This is a genomic window from Pseudomonas sp. LAP_36 (assembly GCF_019456785.1).
Classification (GTDB): Bacteria; Pseudomonadota; Gammaproteobacteria; order Pseudomonadales; family Pseudomonadaceae; genus Aquipseudomonas; species Aquipseudomonas tritici.
On record NZ_JAHZMS010000002.1, the window covers coordinates 89,826 to 109,429 of the forward strand.

Consider the following 19,604-nt stretch of genomic DNA (forward strand, 5'->3'; position numbering starts at 1 on the left):
CCAGCGTTTAGTTCAGGCCCAGCTTGCCACGCAACATGGACAGGTCTTCAGCCAGGGTGTTGACCGGACCCACCAGCGCCTTGCGGTCGCTTTCCTTGACCTTGTCGTAGGTCTCGAAGCCGCCGTCCTTGGTTTTGTACTTGGCCAGGATCTTGTCCACGGTGGCGAAGTTCTTGTCGACTTTGGCCAGGAAGGTTTTGTCTTGCTTCTCGATCTGGCCACGGAACAGGTCGACGATTTTCTTCGCGCCGTCGATGTTGCCCTGGAAGTCGTACAGGTCGGTGTGGCTGTAGCGGTCTTCCTCACCGGATATCTTGGTGGCGGCGACTTCTTCAAGCAGCGCTGCGGCGCCGCCGACGACTTTTTCCGGCGGGAAGGTCAGGCCGTCGACGCGGGTCTTGAGGTCGTTGACGTCGGTGTTGAGTTTGGCCGTGAGGGTTTCCAGGCCCTTGGTGCTGTTCTGCGAGAACAGTGCGTATTCGATGCGGTGGAAGCCGGTGAAATCTTCGGCGGTCACGCCTTTTTCATGGTCATCGACGCGGGAGTCGATGGACGCATCAAGGTCGCTGAACAGCTCGGCAATCGGCTCGATGGACTCATAGTGCACGCGGGTCGGCGCGTAGAGCTTCTTGGCGGTGGCCAGGTCGCCTTTGTTGATGGCGTCGGTGAACGCCTGGGTCTGGGTGACCAGCTCACCGATTTCTTCGGTGACGTAGATCTTGTAGTCCGACACCGGGCCTACCAGGTCCAGCGGCGCGGTAGCGGCAAACGCCGCCAGCGGCGAAAGGGTCAGCAACAACGAAAACGCAATGGTCGACTTCTTCATGGGACGATTTCCGCTCTGGGGGTTGTTTTAGGTAGTGGCAGTGGTTTGAGGGTGCGTTGCAGCCAGCAGCGTGCGCCCGATGAAATCCTTCGGTCCCGTGACCCCTGGCAAGGTGAAGAAGTACCCGCCGCCGACCGGCTTGAGGTACTCCTCCAGGGGCTCGCCGTTGAGCCGGGTTTGTACGCTGATAAAGCCTTTCTCCAGGTCAGCCTGGTAGCAGATGAACAACAGCCCCATGTCCAGCTGACCGTTTTTGTTGACGCCGTTGGAGTAGTTGAACGGCCGGCGCAGGATCAGGTTGGCCTGAGTCTGCGGGGTGCGCGGGTTGGCCAGGCGGATATGGGCATCGAGCTTGGTCAATTTGCCTTCCGGGTCCTTGCTGTAGTCGGGCACCTGGGTTTCTTTGTCGCCGTCCATCGGCGCGCCGGTCGGCTTGATGCGGCCGATGATGCTTTCCTGCTCTTGCAGCGGCGTTCGGTCCCAACGCTCGACGAAGTTGCGGATGATGCGCACGGCCTGATAGCTGCCGTTGGCCGCCCAGGCCGGTTCGTCGCTGCCAGGCTGGACCCACACAATCTGGTCCATGGTCGTGGCGTCGTTGGAATTCGGGTTGGCCGAACCGTCACGGAAACCAAGGAAGTTACGCGCGCTCTGCGCAGGCTCTCCGGGTTTACTCGGCGCCTGCGGCGGAACGCTGCCTTCCTGCTTCCAGCGCACCAGCAGCAGGTCCGGCAGGTTCTTCACGATATCGCGCAGGGCGTGGATATTGGTGTCAGTGGTGTTGGAGCAAAATTGCAGGCTCAGGTCACCGTGGCACTGCGCCGGCTCCAGCGCGTCGTTGGGGAAACCGACCATGCGGCTCAGGTGCTTGGGCTTGACTGCTGTGAGGCCGAAGCGCTCGTCGAACAGCGATTCACCGACAGACACGGTGATGGTGAGGTTGTCCGGCGTCACCACCGGGCCGAGGATGCCGGAGTCGGTGGGCGGCAGTTTCGGATCGACTTGCGGCACGGTGCCGCCGGTCATCAGAAAAGCGATGCGTTCATTCAACGTGCGGAACAGGCGTTCCAAGTCTTCACGGTCGCTGGCCAGTACATCGAACGCCACCAGCATGCCGCAGGCCGGGCGTGGAGTGACGATGCCAGTTTGGTGCTTGCCAAAAAAATCGTGGTGGTCCTGGGTTTTGTCACTGCGGGGTGCCGTGGTGACTTGTTCCGCTGCGGCGGCCATGGCCGGGCAGCTCAATGTGCTACCGGCAATCGCGGCGCCGGTGGCGGCCATGCCCAGCAGGACACGGCGGCGCTGAAGGTCAAACTGTTCTGAATTACTCATGTAGGCGGTCGTCTTCACTGCAGGCCAGAAAGGCCAAGGGCGGGGTCGATTCCATCGAGTGCAACGGCCAGAGCCTTGGCCTTGTCGGCGATCTGCTTGCGCTGATCGGCGGTCACGCTGTCGTAGCGGCGGTACTGGCCGTCGACTTTCAAACCATTGAGTTCGCTGTCGAAGGCCGCGAGGGTGCTGTCGACGTTTGGTAACAGGTCGGCGGCGGACTTGGTCAGCAGCGGGCGCATCAGCTCGACAACCTTGTGGGCGACTTCCAAGTTAGCGGCAAAACCATTCAGGTCGACGTGGCTGTAGCGCTCTTCTTCACCGCTGATGGCGCGCACATCGGCCAGGCTATTGAGGTTGCGCACCACGATGCTCACCAGTTGCTCCGGCGGCAGGGACTGGGCCAGCAGTTGTTGCTTCAGTGTCGTGACGTCGGTTACCAGGCGCTGCGCAATCGGCGCCAGGCCTTCGAGGTTGCGTTGTTGGAATAGGCTGTATTCGACGCGGTGGAAGCCGCTGAAGGCTGGGTCCTGCTCGCGTTTCTCGAAGTAGTCGGCGCGGGCGTTGATCGCGTTGTCCAGCTCCGCCAGGCGTTGCGACGCCGGGGCGAGTCGCTGGTAAGCCTCGCGCGCCGGTAGGTAAAGCGCTTGGGCTTGCGCCAGGTCACCCGCGTCGATTGCTTGCTGCAAGGCGGTCACGGCCTTGACCAATGCGCTGCCTTGGCTGCTCAAGTACACGCGGAATTCCGACAGCGGGCCAATAAACGCGACCATCGACGGCTTGGCCTTGGCCTGTGCGTCGGACTCGGCGGTGGGCGTCACATGCAAGGTGCCACGTGGATTGCTCAGCAGGCCGCAGGTGATTGCATAGTCGCCGGGCAACAGGTTGGCGTTGATCACCTGGCTGAGGCCGGGGGCGATGTTTTCCCGTTCTTCGACCACCAGCACGCCGTCGAGGATTTCCCATTCCACCGCACGCTCGGAGCGGTTGATGATGCGGAAGCTCGCGCGGCCGGCCGGTACCGTCAGTTCATTCGGTTCGCAGGCATGGCCGTGGATCGTCACGGCAATTTCATTGTGGTTGGCCTGGCGCTTGCTGGCCGCCAGTTGCGAGGCGTAATAGAACAGGCCACCGGCGGCGATCATCACGACCACCGAGCCTGCCACGGCCCAACGCAGGGCGCGGGGTGGCAGAGCCGGTTGAGGAGTTGGGTTGGACAAGAGGCGGTCCTTAGTGGGTGGAAACGGAAGAAGGCGTGGTGGCAGGCTTGGGCGGTGCGGCGGGCAGGAAGAACATCACCAGCGCCACCACCAGGTAAATCAGGTAAGCACCGAGGGTGCTGACGGTGGGCGCTTCCTGATAGCCGAACATGCCGGCCAGTACCGAACCCAGCGGGCTGTCCATCGGCAAAGCAGCGCTGAAGTCGAACAGCACGGTTTGCAGGTGGTTCCACACGCCCGCTTCGTGCAGGGCTTGCACCGAGTTGGCGAGGATGCCGGCGGCGACGACAAGGATAAATAGGCCGGTCCAGCGGAAAAACGCGCCGAGGTTCAGGCGCATGCTGCCGGTGTAAATCAGGAAGCCGACGATGATCGCCAGGACCAGGCCAAGCAGGGCACCAATCGGCGCGCCCGGGCCTTCACTCTGCTGGAACACTGCCAGCAGGAAGAACACAGTTTCCAGGCCTTCACGGGCCACCGCGAAAAACACCATTAGGATCAGCGCGGTCACCTGGTGTTTGGAACCGGCCAACGCGTGATCAAGGGAGGCGTGCAGGGAATGCTTGATGGAACGCGCCACTTTGCGCATCCAGAACACCATCGAACTGAGGATGCCCACGGCGACCAGGCCGACGATGCCTTCGAACAGTTCCTGCTGCTTTTGCGGGAACTCCGCGCTGACCAACTCAAGGCCACCGCCGACCAGCAGGGCCAGCGCAGCGGCGAGGAATACGCCGATCCACACAGCCGGCATCCACTGCCCACGGCCGGTCTGTTGCAGGTAGCTGGCGATGATGCCAACGATCAATGCGGCTTCAATGCCTTCGCGCAGCATGATGAGAAAGGGAACGAGCATTCGGCACCGCGGGGTGAACTAGATAGGAAGCTAAGTTGTAACATAATGATACTCATTGCTAAACAACAATTCTTGACGTTTGCTGAACAGGGACTGAACGGTGGTGGCAAATCGCGACCCACCTTATGATGCACGCCACTATTGTGTGCAGCCGGATGCCCGATCGCTCATGTCGGAAAAAGACACCATCTCCCTCCACCTCGTGCGCGAAGCCTTGTTGCAGAGCTGCGCACCCGGTGAAGCCGCCGTCGAAGTGTTGAACAAAGCCGGTATCGCCCCGGCACTGTTGGACCAGCCCGATGCGCGCGTCTCGGCCACGACCTATGCGCGTCTATGGCGCCTGCTGGCGCGGCGTATGGACGATGAGTTCTTCGGCATGGACCCGCGCAAGCTCAGGTCCGGCAGCCTGGCCTTCCTTTGCCGCGCTTCCATGGCGCAACCCACCCTTGGCGCAAGCCTGGAAACCGGCCTGGGGTTTCTGTCACTGATGCTGGAGCGAATGCCGGCCCAACTGGTGCGTCAACAAAGTCTGGCGGAGATCGTGCTGCTGGAACCGGAGCCCGAACCCAACAGGGCCTTCACCTACTTTACGTATTGGATGATTGTGCATGGCGTAGCCTGTTGGCTGGCCGGACGGCGCATTCCGATCCTGGCCATTGAGCTGCGCTGCCCAAAACCGGATTTCTGCGCTGACTATCAGGTGATGTTCTCCGACAACCTGCGTTTCGACCGGCCGCGCACCCGCATGATCTTCTCCGCCGACTGCCTCGACGTGCCGATCAAGCGCAGCCCGGAAGAACTCAAGCGCTTCCTGGCCCACGCGCCGGCCAATATCCTGGTCAAGTACCGCGACCCCGATAGCCTCGCTACCCGCATCAAACACGACTTGCGCCAAATGCCCCCCGACACCTGGCCGGAAACCGAAGGCCTCGCCACGAGCCTGTGCATCTCGGCCTCAACCTTGCGCCGTCGCCTGGCGGAAGAGGGGCAGACTTATCAGGGGCTCAAGGACAGTGTGCGCAAGGAGTTGGCGATTGTGTGGTTGGCGGAGCCACAGATCAGCTTTGCTGAAATTGCCGAGCGACTCGGATTTGCGGACACCAGCTCCTTCTATAAGGCATTTCGTAAGTGGGCGGGGTCGAATCCGGGGCATTACCGCAGTCTGATTCTCAACGAAAACCGTTGATCCCTGGCGCCAACCCCCTTCGCTTTACGCGCCTGCCGTAGTAGTTTGCGCCGGTACATTCAAGGAGAGTGATCGTGCGAAAGTCATTGGCTATGTTGCTGTGCTGGGCGCTTTTCCCGCTGACCGCCTGGTCGGCGTTGGGCATTGGTGATTTCACCCTGGGTATGTCACGTCAGCAGGTCCTTGACACGCTCAAGCCCTACTTTGCGCAGGTAAACAGGGAATACAACTTGAGCTATTCAGTTCCAATGCCTTACTACAGGGCGCTAGAGCCCAACCATCCTTACAGCTTGGGCGATGTTCCGATCTATGTCGTGGGTGCCTATTTTGATGATGCTGACCGTCTCAAACAGTTGAGCATCTCGTTTAATACCACTGACGTTGAGCGCGTCAAACGGCAGGTTCCCTTGATGCAGAAGGCGCAATTGGTACCCGACACCGATGGCCGTCATGAGGTGTTTCTCACGGACGGCGAGTTGATCTATCGCGTGTCCAATGTGTTTGATTGGACCACCGTCGAGATTGCGGACAAAGCTACCTCAGCCTTGAACATCGAAACACGTGCGCACTATGACAAGATCGACAGGGCACGAAGGGCGAAATCCAAGTGACGTGATCGTCGCGCCCGTCCCGCTCAGTGAACTCGGGTTTCAGGCAAAAAAAAGCCCCGTGACCGAATGGACCACGGGGCTAAAAATTGGCTGGATGCGACCAACCAAAGGAGCTCTTTACTTCACTTGGCGGTGGCGACAACCGTGTCCGGCTTCCAACCACCCCCCAGCGCCTTGTAGATCGCCACAATCCCGCGATACAAGTCGACTTCGGCCTGCGCCTGGGAGTCTTCAGCGGCCAGACGCTCACGTTGCGCGTCGAGCAGCACCAGGAAGTCCACGGTGCCTTCGCGGTAGCGGATCGCAGCCAGGTCGGCGGCGGCGCGGCTGGATTCGCTTTGGCGGATCAGTGAGACAAGGCGTTGCTGACGCTTGCCGTAGTCACTGAAGGCGTTCTCGGATTCTTCCAACGCCAGCAACACTTGTTGCTCGTAGCTTGCCAGCGCGCCATCAGCCTCGGCATCCGCGCCGCGCAAACGGGCGCGTACGCTGCCCAGGTCAAAGGCTGCCCAGGTGATGCTCGGGCCAAGGGCCCAGGCATTCGCGGCGGACGAGCCGATCTGCGAACCACGCCCGGCGGTAAAGCCGAGGAAGCCGCTGAGGCTGACCCGTGGGAACAAATCGGCCTTGGCCACACCGATACGCGCAGTGGCGGCGGCCAGTTTGCGTTCGGCGCTGAGGATGTCCGGGCGACGTTGCAGCAGTTGCCCCGGGTCGCCAATCGGCAATGCCTTGGCAATCGCTGGCAGGTCTTTAGGACCAAGGTCTACGGTGAGCTTGTCGGGCCGCTGGCCGAGGAGGGTGGCGATGCGGTTGCGCTCGCGCACTTGCTCGGCCTGGAGTTGCGGCACGCTGGCTTCAACCGCCGCGAGGCGTGCGTCGGCACGTTCCACATCCAACTGATCACCCACGCCGGCATCGCGCAGGCTTTCGGTGATGGTGCGCGATTCCTGCTGGTTCTTCAGGTTGTCCAGGGCAATGCGTTCACGCAGTTGCGCGCCGCGCAGTTGACCGTAGGCATCCACCAGTTCGGCAATCATGGTGACTTGCAGTTGGTACAAGTCAGCCTCGGCGGCCTGCTGGTCGGCGTCGGTGGCTTCCAGGTTGCGCTGGATGCGGCCGAACAGGTCCAGCTCCCAGGCCATGTCCAGGCCCAGGTCGTAACGCTCGGTCTTGACGCGGCTAGTGGTCTGGCCCGGAATCTGGCCTTTGCCCTGGTCACTGCTGACGCGGCTGGTGATGGTCGGCATCGCGTCATTGCTGGCGTCATCGCGGATGGCGCGGGCGGCCCGCAGACGGGCAAAGGCGACGCGCAAATCACGGTTGCCCTGCAGCGACTGAGTCACCAACTGGTTGAGGGTCGGGTCCTCGAACTGTTGCCACCAGATGCCTTCGAACTTGGCGTGGTCATATTTCTTGGCATCGGCGGCGGCCATCACATTGGCCGCCTCCGGGGTCTGGGTTTTGTAGTCCGGGCCTACGGCACAGGCGCTCAGCGCCAGTACCAGCAAGCTCGGCAAGAATACTTTCACACTCATTGCTGTGTCTCCAGCTTCAAGGCCTTGGCCGCTTTGCGCGCTTCCTGGCGCTCCACATAGCGACGGATCAGTACGTAGAACACTGGCGTCAGCAACAGACCGAAGAAGGTCACACCGATCATCCCGGAGAACACCGCCACGCCCATTGCGTGACGCATCTCGGCACCTGCACCGCTGGACAACACCAGTGGCACCACACCCATGATGAAAGCGAACGAGGTCATCAGGATCGGCCGCAGACGCAGGCGGCAGGCTTCCAGCACCGCAGCGAGCGGGTCGAGGCCTTCTGCCTGTTTATCCTTGGCGAACTCGACGATCAGAATCGCGTTCTTACACGCCAGGCCTACCAATACGATCAGGCCGATCTGGGTGAAGATGTTGTTGTCGCCACCCGAGATGATCACCCCGGTAATGGCCGACAGCAGCGTCATTGGTACGATCAGGATCACCGCCAGCGGCAGGCTCCAGCTTTCGTATTGAGCGGCGAGTACCAGGAACGCCAGCAGCACGCAGAGCGGGAACACGAACAGTGCGGTGTTGCCCGAAAGGATTTGCTGATACGTCAGGTCGGTCCACTCATAGGTCATGCCGTTGGGCAGTTCGTCTTTCAGCAGTTTTTCAATCGCAGCTTCTGCCTGGCCCGAGCTGTAGCCCGGTGCAGCGTTGCCGTTGATTTCAGCCGTGATAAAGCCGTTGTAGTGCATCACGCGGTCCGGGCCCGAGGTGTCGCTTACCTTGATGAAGGTCGCCAACGGGATCATCTCGCCTTTGTTGTTGCGCACTTTCAGCTGGCCGATCTGGTCTTCATCCAGGCGGAACTGTTGTTCAGCCTGCACGTTGACCTGGTAGGTGCGACCGAAGCGGTTGAAGTCGTTGGCATACAACGAACCCAGGTAGATCTGCAGGGTGTCGAAGATGTCGCTGATCGCCACGCCGTGGGTCTTGGCCTTTTCACGGTCGATAGCCGCATCGACCTGGGGCACGTTGACCGTGTAGCTGGTGAACAGGCCGAACAGCTCCTGCGTGGTGCGGCTCTTGGTGATGATGTTCTGCACTTCTTTGTACAGCTCGTCGTAACCCAGGTTGCCACGGTCTTCGATCTGCAGGCGGAAGCCACCAATCGTACCCAGGCCCTGTACCGGCGGCGGTGGGAAGATCGCCATGTAGGCTTCCTGGATGTCGCTGTATTTACCGTTCAACGCGCCGGCAATCGCACCGGCGGACATGCTCGGGTCTTTACGTTCGTCGAACGGTTTCAAGGTCACGAACACGATGCCGCTGTTCGGGCTGTTGGTGAAACCGTTGATCGACAGGCCCGGGAAGGCCACGGCGGCCTCCACACCCGGTTGTTTCAGCGCGATGTCAGACATGCGCTTGATCACGTCTTCAGTGCGGTCCAGGCTCGCGGCGTCCGGCAATTGGGCGAAGGCCACCAAGTATTGCTTGTCCTGGGCCGGTACGAAACCGGTCGGGGTGTGGGCAAAACCGAACCAGGTCAGCACCATCAAGCCGGCATACAGGAACAGCGCGATACCGCTACCGCGAATCACCCGGCGTACGGTGCCGACGTAGCCGTGGCTGGCTTTGTCAAAGAAGCGGTTGAACGGTTTGAACAACCAGCCGCCGAACAGCTTGTCGAGAACCTTCGAGAAACGATCCTTTGGCGCGTCATGGCTGCGCAGCAACACGGCGGCCAGGGCAGGGGACAAGGTCAGCGAGTTGAAGGCCGAGATCACTGTCGAAATCGCGATGGTCAAGGCGAACTGTTTATAGAACTGCCCGGTCAAGCCACTGATAAAGGCAGCCGGAATGAACACCGCACACAGCACCAACGCGGTGGCAACAATCGGGCCGGTCACTTCGCTCATGGCTTTTTCAGTCGCCGCAAACGGTTCCAGGCCAAGCTCAATGTTGCGCTCGACGTTTTCCACCACCACGATGGCGTCGTCCACCACGATACCGATGGCCAATACCAGGCCGAACAGCGACAACGCGTTGAGCGAGAAGCCAAACAGGTGCATTACCGCAAACGTACCGATCAACGATACCGGCACCGCCACCAAAGGAATGATCGACGCGCGCCAGGTCTGCAGGAACAGGATCACTACCAAGACAACCAGGATCAGCGCTTCGAACAGGGTGTGCACCACCGCTTCGATGGAGCCACGCACGAAGATGGTCGGGTCATAGACGATGCTGTAGTCCATCCCTTGCGGGAAGTTCTTTTTCAGTTCGTCCATTTTGCCGCGCACTTCGTTGGAAATCTCGATGGCGTTGGAGCCAGGGCGCTGGAAGATCGGGATCGCCACGGCCGGCTGGTTGTTGAGCAACGAGCGCAGGGCGTATTGGCTGGAACCCAGCTCAATCCGTGCGATGTCTTTGAGGCGGGTGATTTCACCGTTGTCGCCTGAGCGAATCACGATGTTTTCGAACTCTTCCTCAGTCACCAGGCGACCTTGGGTGTTCACCGACAACTGGAAGGCGGTGGCAGTCGGCGCGGGTTGCGCACCCAGGGCACCGGCAGCCACTTGACGGTTCTGCTCACGGATCGCGGTCACCACATCGGTGGCGGTCAGGTTGCGCGAAGCGGTCTTGTTCGGGTCCAGCCACACACGCAGGGAGTAATCGCCCATGCCGAACAGTTGCACGTCACCCACACCGCCCAGACGCGCCAGCTCATCCTTCACATTGAGCAACGCGTAGTTGGACAGGTAGAGCATGTCGTAGCGCTGATCCGGGGAGGTCAAGTGCACCACCATGGTCAGGTCGGGGGAGGCCTTGTCCACGGTAATACCGATGCGCGTCACTTCCTCAGGCAGTTTCGGCTGAGTCCGCGTCACACGGTTTTGCACTTGCACCTGCGCGTTGTCCAAGTCGGTGCCCAGGGCGAAGGTGATGGTCAGGGTCAGCTTGCCGTCGGCGGTCGACTGCGAGGACATGTACAGCATGTTCTCGACGCCGGTGATCGCCTGCTCCAGCGGAGCGGCGACGGTTTCACCGATGACCTTGGGGTTGGCGCCCGGGAAGTTGGCGCGGACCACCACAGTCGGCGGCACCACTTCCGGGTATTCGCTGATCGGCAATTGGAACAGCGAGATCGCACCGGCGATCAGGATCAACAGCGAGAGCACTGCTGCGAAGATCGGCCGCGAAATGAAGAACTTGGAAAAATTCATCTTGAGTCGTATCCCTTAACCGCGTGGAGTCGCGCTGGCAAGTTTGGGCGCGGCTTTATCCGGCGCCACTTGTTCCAGGTTGCTGGCTTCAAGCGCTTGTCGTTGTTTGGCCAAGGCGGCGAGGGTTTCCTGGCTGGCCATCGGAATGGTTTCCGGGGCCACCGGCGACCCTGGGCGCACGCGCTGCAGGCCCTTGACGATAATGGTGTCGTCCTTGTTCAGGCCGCTGCGCACGATGCGCAAACCTTCGATCTTCGGCCCCAGTTCCACCGAGCGATAGGCCGGCTTGTCGCCTTCCATCACCAGCACGAATTTCTTGCCCAGGTCGGTGCCGACGGCTTCGTCAGTGATCAACACGGCAGAGTAGGTGCCGCTGCCGACCAGTTTCAGGCGTGCATACAGGCCGGGGGTGTATTCGCCCTTGCTGTTATCGAACACAGCGCGACCACGGATGGTGCCGGTGGCCGGGTTGACCTGGTTGTCGACGAAGTTCATCTGGCCCAAGTGCGGGTTGCCGGTTTCGTTGGACAGGCCCAGGTACACCGGCGTGGTTGCACCACGGCGGCCTTGGCGAGCCAGCTCGGTGTACTTGAGGAACACGCGCTCATCGGCGTCGAAGTAGGCGTAGACCTTGTCGGTGGAGACCACACTGGTCAGCGCGGTGGTGTCAGCGGTCACCAGGTTGCCGGCAGTGATTTCGGCACGGCTGACGCGGCCGCTGATCGGCGAGGTCACACGGGTAAAGCTCAGGTTCAGCTTGGCCAGGTCCAACTGCGCCTGGATCCCGGCGACGGCCGCGCGGGCTTCCTGGGCAGCGGTGGTGCGCGAGTCGGCCAGTTCGGCGGAAATCGCATTACTCTGGCGCAGGCGCTCGCCACGTTGCGCTTCGTTATCGCTGCGGGTGGCGGCGGCGCGGGTTTGTTGCAACTGGGCTTCAAGGCGGCGCACTTCAGCCTGGAACGGACGCGGGTCGATCTGGAACAGCAGGTCGCCTTTCTTGACCAAAGCGCCTTCGGTGAAAGCGACTTGGTCAATCTGGCCAGAGACCCGCGGACGAATCTGCACGGTTTCTGGGGCTTCCAGGCGACCGGTGAATTCATCCCACTCGTTGACTGGTTGTTCCAGCACCTTCGCCACGCTGACTTTGGCAGCAGGCATGGCGGCCGCTTGTTCCGGGGTCTTGCCGCACGCGCTCATCACCACTACGGCCAAAATCGCCAAGGGGAAGCGCAAATGTTTGAGTGACTGTTCCATGAGGTGCATCCGCCAATGTATTTGAGATGGGCGGATCATGCGCGGCGATGTGCTATGTCACGAATCGAATGAAGCAAAGGTAACTATCATTCGGAATGATATAAGCGCGAGTTTAGCCCTCTAGCATGGGGCTTTCGTTAGGGAGCTATCAATGGCCGTGATAGCAAAGGTCTTTTACGGGAGCTGCAAGGAAGGTTGCCACTAAGCGGATGACGTTGTGTGTCACTGCACATTGACGACATGACCCTGAATGGCTACCCGGCTAGCGTGCCCGGGCGACCTCAGCCCGAATGTAAGTACGAAACACATGGTCCCACAGCGGCGAAGACACGCCGAAGTTCTTCTCGATACCCTGGCGATGGTGCAGATCATGATTGGCCACGAGCCCTGGAATAAAGGCATAGGCCCAGTGCTGCGGGCGGTGCATCACGTAGTGCACCGAGATGTAATAGAGGTAGCCCACCACGGCGCCGATAAAGGCCGACGTCAGCTCGGTGTACCAGGCGAACAGCAGTAGCGCGGCAAAGGTCGAGCTGGTTTTCCAGCTGGACACACCGATAAAGGCGAGCACATCGACATGGTGGGTCCAATGCTCGCGGCGGTACAGCGAGTGGAATAGGAAGCGGTGTGCCGAGTACTCCACCAGCGTCCATACCAACAGGCCCACGAGCACCAGGCCGAGGTCAAAGGGAGCGAGGCAGAGGGCGAGGATGACGAAGAGGGGGACAGTGAAAAAGTCGAGGTAATAAGCGACTGAAGACATCAGCCATTTATTTGAAGCAGCCATGTGCAGAATATCCCTGTAGTGCCCGATGGTCGGGGGCGCGATTCTGGGTGATCGCGCCGTCGCCGACAACTGTTTCACACGGCACTGCGACACACGTCTCAGGCTGCGGTTGCTGTGACGTTCAGTCAATCAATTCACGGGTGTCATCTGGCGTCAACGACGCGAAGATTGCTTCGCGACAAACCTGCAGAATCTCATCAGCCAGCGGCGAGTCGTCAGGGCAGGCGCGCGACATGACGATGGCGCCCAATGCATGCGCCATTGTGGCGAGGCGCTTTGCCCGAGCCTCGGCAGAGTCCGCACTGTCGGACTTGCCTCGTAACGCTGCTAATTGAGCCTCGATGCCAGCAGCAAATGTGGCCCGCACGTCGTCCTCTTTGCGCGCCGCATCCCCGCACAACGCCGCCATCGTGCAGCCGGTGGCGCGGTTGTCGCGATGCTCACGAGAGAGATACACCTTCAAGAATTCGGACGCTGAACCCTCAGCCGTCAATGCGGTGGACTGCATCAAGCCGCAAGTGGCCGATTCTGCCATCAGATCGGCTTTGGACCGGAAGTGCTTGTAAAAGCCTCCCTGGGTAAAGCCCGCCGCCGCCATCAGATCGGCAATACCGACGCCGTCATAACCGCGCTCGCGAAAAAGCGCGGAGGCGGTTTCAACGATGTGCGCCCGGTTGGCCTGTGCTTGCTGTTTAGTGACCTTCATCGAATACCCAACAACGTTTTGTTCAAGTGTGAGTGCTTCATCATACATTGATGTTGATCGACATCAAACCGTTGACATTTTAGATTATGGCCGTAATCATAAGTGCGTTCCAACAGCAGAATCCTTGAATCTGCGGCTGAAGCTCACACCGTTTCAGCCCGTGCCAAAAACCCTTATGAAGGAATTCATCGCATGACAACGCCTGCTACTGTGCTGATCACTGGCGCCTCCTCCGGGATTGGCGCCACCTACGCCGAACGCTTTGCTCGTCGTGGCCACGACCTGGTGCTTGTTGCACGTGACAAGGCACGCCTTGAGACCCTGGCCGAACGTCTACGTAAAGACACCGGCGTGGCGGTCGACGTGCTGCAAGCCGACCTGACCCGTAGCGCTGATCTCACCGCCGTCGAAACCCGCCTGCGCGTCGACTCCCGTATCGGCATTCTGATCAACAATGCCGGCCTGGCTCAGTCCGGCAGTATGGTCCAGCAAAGCACCGAGGCGATCGAAGGGCTTATCTCACTGAACATCACCGCGGTGACACGCCTTGCAGCAGCAGTCGCGCCACGCTTCGCGCAGGCCGGTACAGGCTCGATCGTCAATCTTGGATCAGTGGTGGGGTTCGCACCCGAGTTCGGCATGACGATTTATGGCGCCACCAAGGCTTACGTGCTGTTCCTGTCCCAAGGCCTGAACGTGGAGTTGTCGCCCAAAGGCGTGTATGTGCAGGCCGTGCTGCCAGCGGCAACCCGCACCGAAATCTGGGAGCGCGCCGGGATCGACCTCAACACGCTTTCCGACGTCATGGATGTTGAAGAGCTGGTAGACGCTGCATTGGTCGGCTTTGACCGTCGCGAGCTCGTCACTATTCCGCCACTGCACGCGGCGGGTCGTTGGGATGCGCTGGATCAGGCGCGCCAAGGGTTGTTGAGCGACATTCGCCAAGCCCATGCCGCCGAGCGTTATCAAGCGCAAGCCTGATATCCATCCCTCTACGGAATCACAGCACCATGAAAGCGCTCACCTTCAAACGCTATGGCAAATCTCCAGGCATCGAATTTGCCCAAGTGCCTCGTCCAGTGTTGAAACCCAACGAAATGCTGGTCGAAGTGCATGCCGCAGCCGTTAACCCGGTCGACAACATGATCACCGCAGGGGTGTTCAAGCCGGTCTTGAAGTTCCAATTGCCGGCCGTCATGGGCAGCGACCTGGCCGGCGTGGTGGCCGAGGTGGGGAGCAATGTGACCCGCTTCAAGGTGGGCGATGCCGTGTTTGCCAATGTGTTCGACCTGGGCACCGGGTCAATCGCTGAATATGTGGCGGTGCCCGAGGCTGTCGCTGCGCCAAAGCCTGCCAACCTGGACTTTGTGCAAGCCGCTTCGATTCCGATGGTCGGGCTCACCTCGTGGCAAGCCCTGAAAGAGCGCGCCGATCTGCAACCCGGCCAGAAAGTCTTCATTCCTGCGGGTTCCGGCGGCATTGGGACGTTTGCGATCCAGCTGGCCAAGTACCTCGGTGCCAAGGTGGCAACCAACACCAGTACCGCCAATGTCCAGATGGTCGGCATCCTGGGCGCCGATGAGGTGATCGATTACAAGCAGCAAGCGTTCGAGAACGTGCTGCACGGCTATGACCTGGTGCTCGGTACGATCAGAGGAGATGCCATCGAGAAGGCCGTCGAGATCCTCAAGCCTGGCGGCAAGATCATTTCCCTCGTCGGGCCGTTGGATAAAGCGTTTGCTCGCGCTCGTGGGTTGAATGTCTTCCTCGAGTTCGTCTTCGGGCTGATGAGTCGCAAGATCGTGCGGCTGGCGAGAAAAAACGGCGTGGCGTATTCCTTCCTGTTTGCGCGTCCTGAAGGCGCCCAACTGACTGAAATTGGCAAGCTGCTTGAGTCGGGCCAAATCCAGCCGGTGATCGACAAGGTGTTTGCGTTCGAGCAGGCCAAGGAAGCGCTCGACTATCTGGCACAAGGCCGTGCCAAAGGCAAAGTGGTGATCAAGATCAAATGAAACGGAACATCATCTGCCGGGCGAGGGCGGGGCAATCTGCGGTACATGCTCTGCCATCAACTCCATCACCCAGTCCATGAACACCCTTAACTTGCGGCTTACATGGCGGTTCGGCGTGTAGGCGATATGCAGCGGCATCGGCGCGATGGTCCAGTCTTCGAACAGCCGGACCAGTTCGCCATTCGCCACGGGTTGCATCGCCATGTAGTGCGGCAGCCATAGCACGCCCAGCCCGGCCTGGCCGGCGGCCAGGTAGGCATTGCCATCGTCGACTGTCAGCGCGTGCCGGCCGTGCACTACCACGGTTTCTTCTGTGCGTCGCAGCGTGTAGGGCAGCGCCTTGCCGGTACGCGCCTGGCGATAACCGACGACACGGTGCGTACCTTCCTGCAATTCTCGCGGGTGAGCGGGCGTGCCATGCAGTGCCAGGTAACCGGGCGCCGCGTACACGCCCAGCGGCAAGTCCGCGATGTGCCGTGCCACTAGCGATATATCGGTGATTTCTCCACCGCGAATCACGCAATCAACGCTGTCATCGATCAGGCTGATATTCCGGTCGCTTACGCCCAGGTCCAGCTGGATATCCGGGTAGTGCTCATGAAACGCCGGCAAGGCCGGGATCAGGATCAAACGGGCCAGTGGGCTGGGCACGTCGACCCGCAGGCGTCCGCGCGGCGCGGCTGCGGCCCCGGACAGCGCGGTGTCGGCATCATCCAGGGCGGCCAGCAGTAATTGCACCCGCTCGTAGTAGGCGAGGCCATCAGCGGTGACTTTTACCGTGCGTGTGGTGCGGTTGAGCAGCTTCACGCGCAAGCGCGCTTCCAATTGTTGGATCAACTGGGTGACGGTGGTTTTACTCATGTGCAAGGTGCGGGCGGCGCGGGTGAAGCTGCCTGTCTCTACCACTCGCGCAAAGGCTTGCATGGCGTCGAAACGGTCCATGGACGCTCCAGATTGTTTGGGAATCGCAAACAGTGATGGCCAGCATTGCTGGTTTATCCGCCCTGGGCAAGCGCCCTACAGTGTTGATGTCGCTGACCAACCACTGGAGTTTTGCTGATGAACACTCGAGACGCAGTATTTCCCGCCGCACGCCAGGACCTTTACGAGCGCAATCGTTACTCGGCTGCGGTGCGCAGTAATGGCCTGCTGTTTGTTTCAGGACAAGTCGGCAGCCGTGAAGACGGATCGCCCGAACCGGAGCTCAAGGCTCAGGTTCACCGTGCCTTCAACAATCTCAATGCCGTATTGGCTGCTGCCGGTTGCACCTTTGATGATGTGCAGGACGTGACCGTCTTCATGGTCGATCCGCAAAAAATCTTCGAAGACGTATGGGAAGTGGTACCGCATTACTGGGGGCAAGCGCCTTTTCCAACGATCACGGCGGTCGGCGTGACCTGGCTGTATGGTTTTGATTTCGAGATCAAGGTCGTTGCGCGGTTGCCGCAGGCCTGAAGCTGCGGCCGATAGCCCTTATAGCCAGTCCTTGATCTGCGCGCACACCGCCTGGATAGAAATACCGTAGCGATCGTGCAACGTCGGGAGTGCGCCGGCATCGAGAAACGCATCCGGCAGAGCGATTTGCCGGAAGGTCGGCGTCACCCCGTTGCGCAACAGCACGGTCGCCACGGCTTCGCCCAAGCCGCCGATAATGGAGTGGTTTTCCGCCGTCACGACCAGGCGCCCCGACTTTCTGGCCTCGGCCAGAATAGTCTGCTCATCCAGAGGCTTGATGGTCGGTACGTGCAACACCGCGACATCCACGCCTTCCGCCTGGAGTTCCTTGGCCGCTTCCAGTGCGCGCATGGTCATCAGCCCGGTGGAAATGATCAGGACATCGTTGCCCGTGCGCAGGGTCTTGGCTTTGCCAATCTCGAATTTATAGCCGTATTCGTCGAGCACCAACGGTACGTTGCCACGCAGCAAGCGCATCGCACTCGAGCTTTCCCAGGGTCAGGCGTTTCCTGGAGTGGATGGAGGGAGAACTCGGGCACAGTTTCGTGTTTTAGCCCGCAGGTTTATCCGCCGACAGCGCACCGGTTAGGCCGCGCTCGGAGGCCGCTGAAGCCTTTCGCACCCTCAGGGATGTTCTATCACCATCACCGCAGTGGTGTCCGCCTCGAGTGCTTCGAACACGTGAGGCACATTCGCCAGGTAGCTGATGTAGTCGCCAGCATTCAGCAACACAGGTCCCGTCGCCGGGCCGACATGGGCACTGCCGCTGCACAGCACCACGTGCTCTACGGTGCCCTGTGGGTGGGGCTGAGACCGCCGAACTTCGCCGGGTTGCACGTTGAGCCGGTAGATATCGCGCTGCACGCCCGCCGGGCAATCAGCGAGCAGTGTCGCTGCATAATGGGCAGTCTCGGCATAGGCCGTCATGCCCTCATTGGCGCGAATTATCCTCAGTGCCTGCTGGGGTTGTTCGAAGAACCGGGTGACTTGCAAGCCCATTGCAATCGCCAGTGACCACAAGGTTTCGATGCTGGGATTACCGATGCCTGACTCCAGCTGAGACAACGTCGACTTTGCCACCCCGGCGCGCTTCGCCAGCTCGGTCAAGGAAAGCCCGGCGGCCAGGCGCTCGCGTTTGATTGAAAGGGCCAGTAACTCAATTCGGCTGGCGTTATTCCTCAACGTTTCGTTCGTTTTGCTGTTCATTTGTTCTGCATATCATCCTGAAATGGGTTGACGCTTACCCGTGCGATGTTCAGTATAACGGCCATTAATTCATTATAAAGTTCTATTTTTGAGCCAGGCCCGCGAATGGCGGGTCAGGGTGCGGCAATGCCAACAGCAGGGAAGCAGTGAGTGATGAAGTCGAAAACCCGTGGGACGCTGGAAATGATTTCGGCCATGGTGATCTCCGGCACGGTGGGCTGGTTCGTCATCATGTCGGGACAGAGTCCTGAGGCGGTGGTGTTCTGGCGGTGCCTGTTTGGCGCAATGGCGATGCTGATCGCGTGCCTGATGCTCGGTGTGCTGCGCCGTTGCCGCATCAACGCTCGGCAGTTCTTGCTGGTATGCCTGGGCGGTGTGGCGCTGATTCTGAACTGGGTGCTGCTATTCAGTGCCTACAAACATTCCACTATCGCCATTGCAACGGTGGTCTACCACGTTCAGCCGTTCATGCTGGTTGGTCTGGGTGTGCTGTTCTTCGCGGAACGCCTCAACCTCGCCAAGGTCGGCTGGCTGCTGCTGGCCTTCGCCGGTCTGATGCTGATCGTGTCCGCCAAAGGCAATGGACAGGCCGCAGGCGCCGACTACCTGCTGGGCGTTTGCCTGGCCTTGGCTTCAGCCTTTTTCTACGCTGTCGCGGCGGCGATCACCAAGCGCCTCAAGGACTTGCCCGCGCACCTGATCGTGCTGATCCAGATGGTGGTAGGCGTGCTGGCCCTGGCACCGTTCGTCGACTTCACCAGAGTCGCTATGATCGAGGGTGCCTGGGCTTACCTGATCATTATCGGCGTGGTCCATACCGGTCTGATGTCGACCCTTTTGTACAGCGCCATCCAGAAAATCCCCACGTCGCTGGTCGGCGCACTGTCATTCATCTATCCGATCGTCGCCATCCTGGTTGACTGGGTTGCCTTCGCGCATCCGCTTGGAGGCCTGCAGGTGATCGGGGCGGGCGCCATTCTGCTGGCGGCTGCGGGCATGAACTTCGGTTGGTCGCTGGGCAGCGCGCCGCGCCAGGAAATGACGTAGAGCCTGTCGCGATGTCGCCGTCGCCTATGACATCACCGCTGCCGGCAGCGGCTTCATGTAGGCTGCGTTCGTTGACCCGATGCGCAGGCACCTGCTTGATGACGCTGAGCAGTTCTTGTTTGTTTTGAGGGACTGCCATGAGTCACCCGCACCTTTTAAAGAACCAATTATGAAAGGTCTTTATATAATCTAGTGGAGTTCTGTTACAGGCTGTCCGGATCACCAAAAAACATTTTGACTAGGCTCTAGGAAGGCGTTTTCAGGTCGATAATGCTGTTATTTGCCCCCCCTTTTGCCCCCAATCGCATTGAGTGTGCGAGTGATCTTGAATGGTGACCTGCGACTGACTCCAGTATGGCAGTACCTGGTATTCGGTGCGCCTTCGCGTTCTTTTG

The 19,604-nt window shown here is 60.2% G+C and carries 17 protein-coding genes and 1 pseudogene; 6 read left to right on the top strand and 12 right to left on the bottom strand.

Features of this window, described 5'->3' with window-relative positions:
* Positions 1-7: 7 nt before the first annotated feature.
* The 4 genes from efeO (JBO08_RS05950) to efeU are packed head-to-tail and all read right to left on the bottom strand — an operon-like array spanning position 8 to position 4,231.
* Positions 8-826, bottom strand: coding sequence for an iron uptake system protein EfeO (gene efeO / locus JBO08_RS05950; protein WP_065873190.1), 819 nt, complete (start codon positions 824-826; stop codon positions 8-10).
* A gap of 27 nt (positions 827-853) precedes the next feature.
* A complete protein-coding gene (gene efeB / locus JBO08_RS05955; protein ID WP_065891043.1) occupies positions 854-2,158 on the bottom strand; it encodes an iron uptake transporter deferrochelatase/peroxidase subunit in 1,305 nt (434 codons plus the stop codon).
* Between the two features lie 14 nt (positions 2,159-2,172).
* Complete coding sequence (efeO, locus tag JBO08_RS05960) at positions 2,173-3,375, bottom strand: iron uptake system protein EfeO (RefSeq protein ID WP_220074309.1); 1,203 nt, start codon at positions 3,373-3,375, stop codon at positions 2,173-2,175.
* A 10-nt stretch (positions 3,376-3,385) separates the two neighbouring features.
* The gene (gene efeU / locus JBO08_RS05965) at positions 3,386-4,231 is read right to left on the bottom strand and encodes an iron uptake transporter permease EfeU (protein WP_065873188.1); all 846 of its coding nucleotides are present in this window, start codon (positions 4,229-4,231) and stop codon (positions 3,386-3,388) included.
* A 169-nt stretch (positions 4,232-4,400) separates the two neighbouring features.
* On the opposite strand from efeU, the gene JBO08_RS05970 reads away from it, so the two are divergent.
* On the top strand, positions 4,401-5,417 hold the full coding sequence (locus tag JBO08_RS05970) for an AraC family transcriptional regulator (RefSeq protein ID WP_065880463.1): 1,017 nt from the start codon (positions 4,401-4,403) through the stop codon (positions 5,415-5,417).
* A 74-nt stretch (positions 5,418-5,491) separates the two neighbouring features.
* A complete protein-coding gene (locus JBO08_RS05975; protein ID WP_139113199.1) occupies positions 5,492-6,028 on the top strand; it encodes a hypothetical protein in 537 nt (178 codons plus the stop codon).
* Between the two features lie 122 nt (positions 6,029-6,150).
* Here the strand turns inward: JBO08_RS05975 and JBO08_RS05980 are convergent, their stop codons facing one another.
* From JBO08_RS05980 to JBO08_RS06000, 5 genes are all read right to left on the bottom strand, one after another.
* Positions 6,151-7,566: an efflux transporter outer membrane subunit gene (locus JBO08_RS05980; protein ID WP_065880464.1), complete on the bottom strand. Its 1,416-nt coding sequence runs from the start codon at positions 7,564-7,566 to the stop codon at positions 6,151-6,153.
* A complete protein-coding gene (locus JBO08_RS05985; RefSeq protein WP_220074308.1) occupies positions 7,563-10,742 on the bottom strand; it encodes an efflux RND transporter permease subunit in 3,180 nt (1,059 codons plus the stop codon). The genes JBO08_RS05980 and JBO08_RS05985 overlap by 4 nt, the downstream gene beginning before the upstream one ends.
* Before the next feature lie 15 nt (positions 10,743-10,757).
* The gene (gene mexE, locus JBO08_RS05990) at positions 10,758-11,996 is read right to left on the bottom strand and encodes a multidrug efflux RND transporter periplasmic adaptor subunit MexE (RefSeq protein ID WP_065873183.1); all 1,239 of its coding nucleotides are present in this window, start codon (positions 11,994-11,996) and stop codon (positions 10,758-10,760) included.
* A 262-nt stretch (positions 11,997-12,258) separates the two neighbouring features.
* The gene (locus tag JBO08_RS05995; protein ID WP_220074307.1) at positions 12,259-12,783 is read right to left on the bottom strand and encodes a sterol desaturase family protein; all 525 of its coding nucleotides are present in this window, start codon (positions 12,781-12,783) and stop codon (positions 12,259-12,261) included.
* A 121-nt stretch (positions 12,784-12,904) separates the two neighbouring features.
* Entirely contained in the window at positions 12,905-13,489 is a 585-nt protein-coding gene (locus JBO08_RS06000) for a TetR family transcriptional regulator (protein ID WP_065873249.1), read from the bottom strand.
* A gap of 192 nt (positions 13,490-13,681) precedes the next feature.
* On the opposite strand from JBO08_RS06000, the gene JBO08_RS06005 reads away from it, so the two are divergent.
* Positions 13,682-14,470 carry an SDR family oxidoreductase gene (locus tag JBO08_RS06005; RefSeq protein WP_065909305.1) on the top strand — a complete coding sequence of 263 codons (789 nt, stop codon included), beginning with the start codon at positions 13,682-13,684 and terminating at the stop codon, positions 14,468-14,470.
* Positions 14,471-14,499: 29 nt separating this feature from the next.
* A complete protein-coding gene (locus JBO08_RS06010; RefSeq protein WP_065909307.1) occupies positions 14,500-15,501 on the top strand; it encodes an NADP-dependent oxidoreductase in 1,002 nt (333 codons plus the stop codon).
* A gap of 9 nt (positions 15,502-15,510) precedes the next feature.
* Here the strand turns inward: JBO08_RS06010 and JBO08_RS06015 are convergent, their stop codons facing one another.
* Positions 15,511-16,443: a LysR family transcriptional regulator gene (locus tag JBO08_RS06015; protein ID WP_065891013.1), complete on the bottom strand. Its 933-nt coding sequence runs from the start codon at positions 16,441-16,443 to the stop codon at positions 15,511-15,513.
* Positions 16,444-16,560: 117 nt separating this feature from the next.
* On the opposite strand from JBO08_RS06015, the gene JBO08_RS06020 reads away from it, so the two are divergent.
* Positions 16,561-16,956 carry a RidA family protein gene (locus tag JBO08_RS06020; RefSeq protein ID WP_065873178.1) on the top strand — a complete coding sequence of 132 codons (396 nt, stop codon included), beginning with the start codon at positions 16,561-16,563 and terminating at the stop codon, positions 16,954-16,956.
* Positions 16,957-16,974: 18 nt separating this feature from the next.
* Here JBO08_RS06020 and JBO08_RS06025 read toward each other — a convergent pair.
* Together JBO08_RS06025 and JBO08_RS06030 are read right to left on the bottom strand one after the other, a co-directional pair.
* A pseudogene (locus tag JBO08_RS06025) lies at positions 16,975-17,433 on the bottom strand (transketolase C-terminal domain-containing protein); the annotation flags it as partial.
* Positions 17,434-17,580: 147 nt separating this feature from the next.
* Entirely contained in the window at positions 17,581-18,162 is a 582-nt protein-coding gene (locus tag JBO08_RS06030) for a helix-turn-helix domain-containing protein (RefSeq protein ID WP_065880471.1), read from the bottom strand.
* Positions 18,163-18,315: 153 nt separating this feature from the next.
* Here JBO08_RS06030 and JBO08_RS06035 point away from each other — a divergent pair, with 153 nt between their 5' ends.
* On the top strand, positions 18,316-19,209 hold the full coding sequence (locus JBO08_RS06035; RefSeq protein ID WP_220074433.1) for a DMT family transporter: 894 nt from the start codon (positions 18,316-18,318) through the stop codon (positions 19,207-19,209).
* Positions 19,210-19,604: the final 395 nt, after the last annotated feature.

Coding starts and splice junctions, on each gene's coding strand:
- efeO (WP_065873190.1), bottom strand. CDS start 826: ATGAAGAAGTCGACCATTGCGTTTTCGTTGTTGCTGACCCTTTCGCCG.
- efeB (WP_065891043.1), bottom strand. CDS start 2,158: ATGAGTAATTCAGAACAGTTTGACCTTCAGCGCCGCCGTGTCCTGCTG.
- efeU (WP_065873188.1), bottom strand. CDS start 4,231: ATGCTCGTTCCCTTTCTCATCATGCTGCGCGAAGGCATTGAAGCCGCA.
- JBO08_RS05970 (WP_065880463.1), top strand. CDS start 4,401: ATGTCGGAAAAAGACACCATCTCCCTCCACCTCGTGCGCGAAGCCTTG.
- JBO08_RS05980 (WP_065880464.1), bottom strand. CDS start 7,566: ATGAGTGTGAAAGTATTCTTGCCGAGCTTGCTGGTACTGGCGCTGAGC.
- JBO08_RS05985 (WP_220074308.1), bottom strand. CDS start 10,742: ATGAATTTTTCCAAGTTCTTCATTTCGCGGCCGATCTTCGCAGCAGTG.
- mexE (WP_065873183.1), bottom strand. CDS start 11,996: ATGGAACAGTCACTCAAACATTTGCGCTTCCCCTTGGCGATTTTGGCC.
- JBO08_RS05995 (WP_220074307.1), bottom strand. CDS start 12,783: ATGGCTGCTTCAAATAAATGGCTGATGTCTTCAGTCGCTTATTACCTC.
- JBO08_RS06000 (WP_065873249.1), bottom strand. CDS start 13,489: ATGAAGGTCACTAAACAGCAAGCACAGGCCAACCGGGCGCACATCGTT.
- JBO08_RS06005 (WP_065909305.1), top strand. CDS start 13,682: ATGACAACGCCTGCTACTGTGCTGATCACTGGCGCCTCCTCCGGGATT.
- JBO08_RS06010 (WP_065909307.1), top strand. CDS start 14,500: ATGAAAGCGCTCACCTTCAAACGCTATGGCAAATCTCCAGGCATCGAA.
- JBO08_RS06015 (WP_065891013.1), bottom strand. CDS start 16,443: ATGGACCGTTTCGACGCCATGCAAGCCTTTGCGCGAGTGGTAGAGACA.
- JBO08_RS06020 (WP_065873178.1), top strand. CDS start 16,561: ATGAACACTCGAGACGCAGTATTTCCCGCCGCACGCCAGGACCTTTAC.
- JBO08_RS06030 (WP_065880471.1), bottom strand. CDS start 18,162: ATGAACAGCAAAACGAACGAAACGTTGAGGAATAACGCCAGCCGAATT.
- JBO08_RS06035 (WP_220074433.1), top strand. CDS start 18,316: ATGAAGTCGAAAACCCGTGGGACGCTGGAAATGATTTCGGCCATGGTG.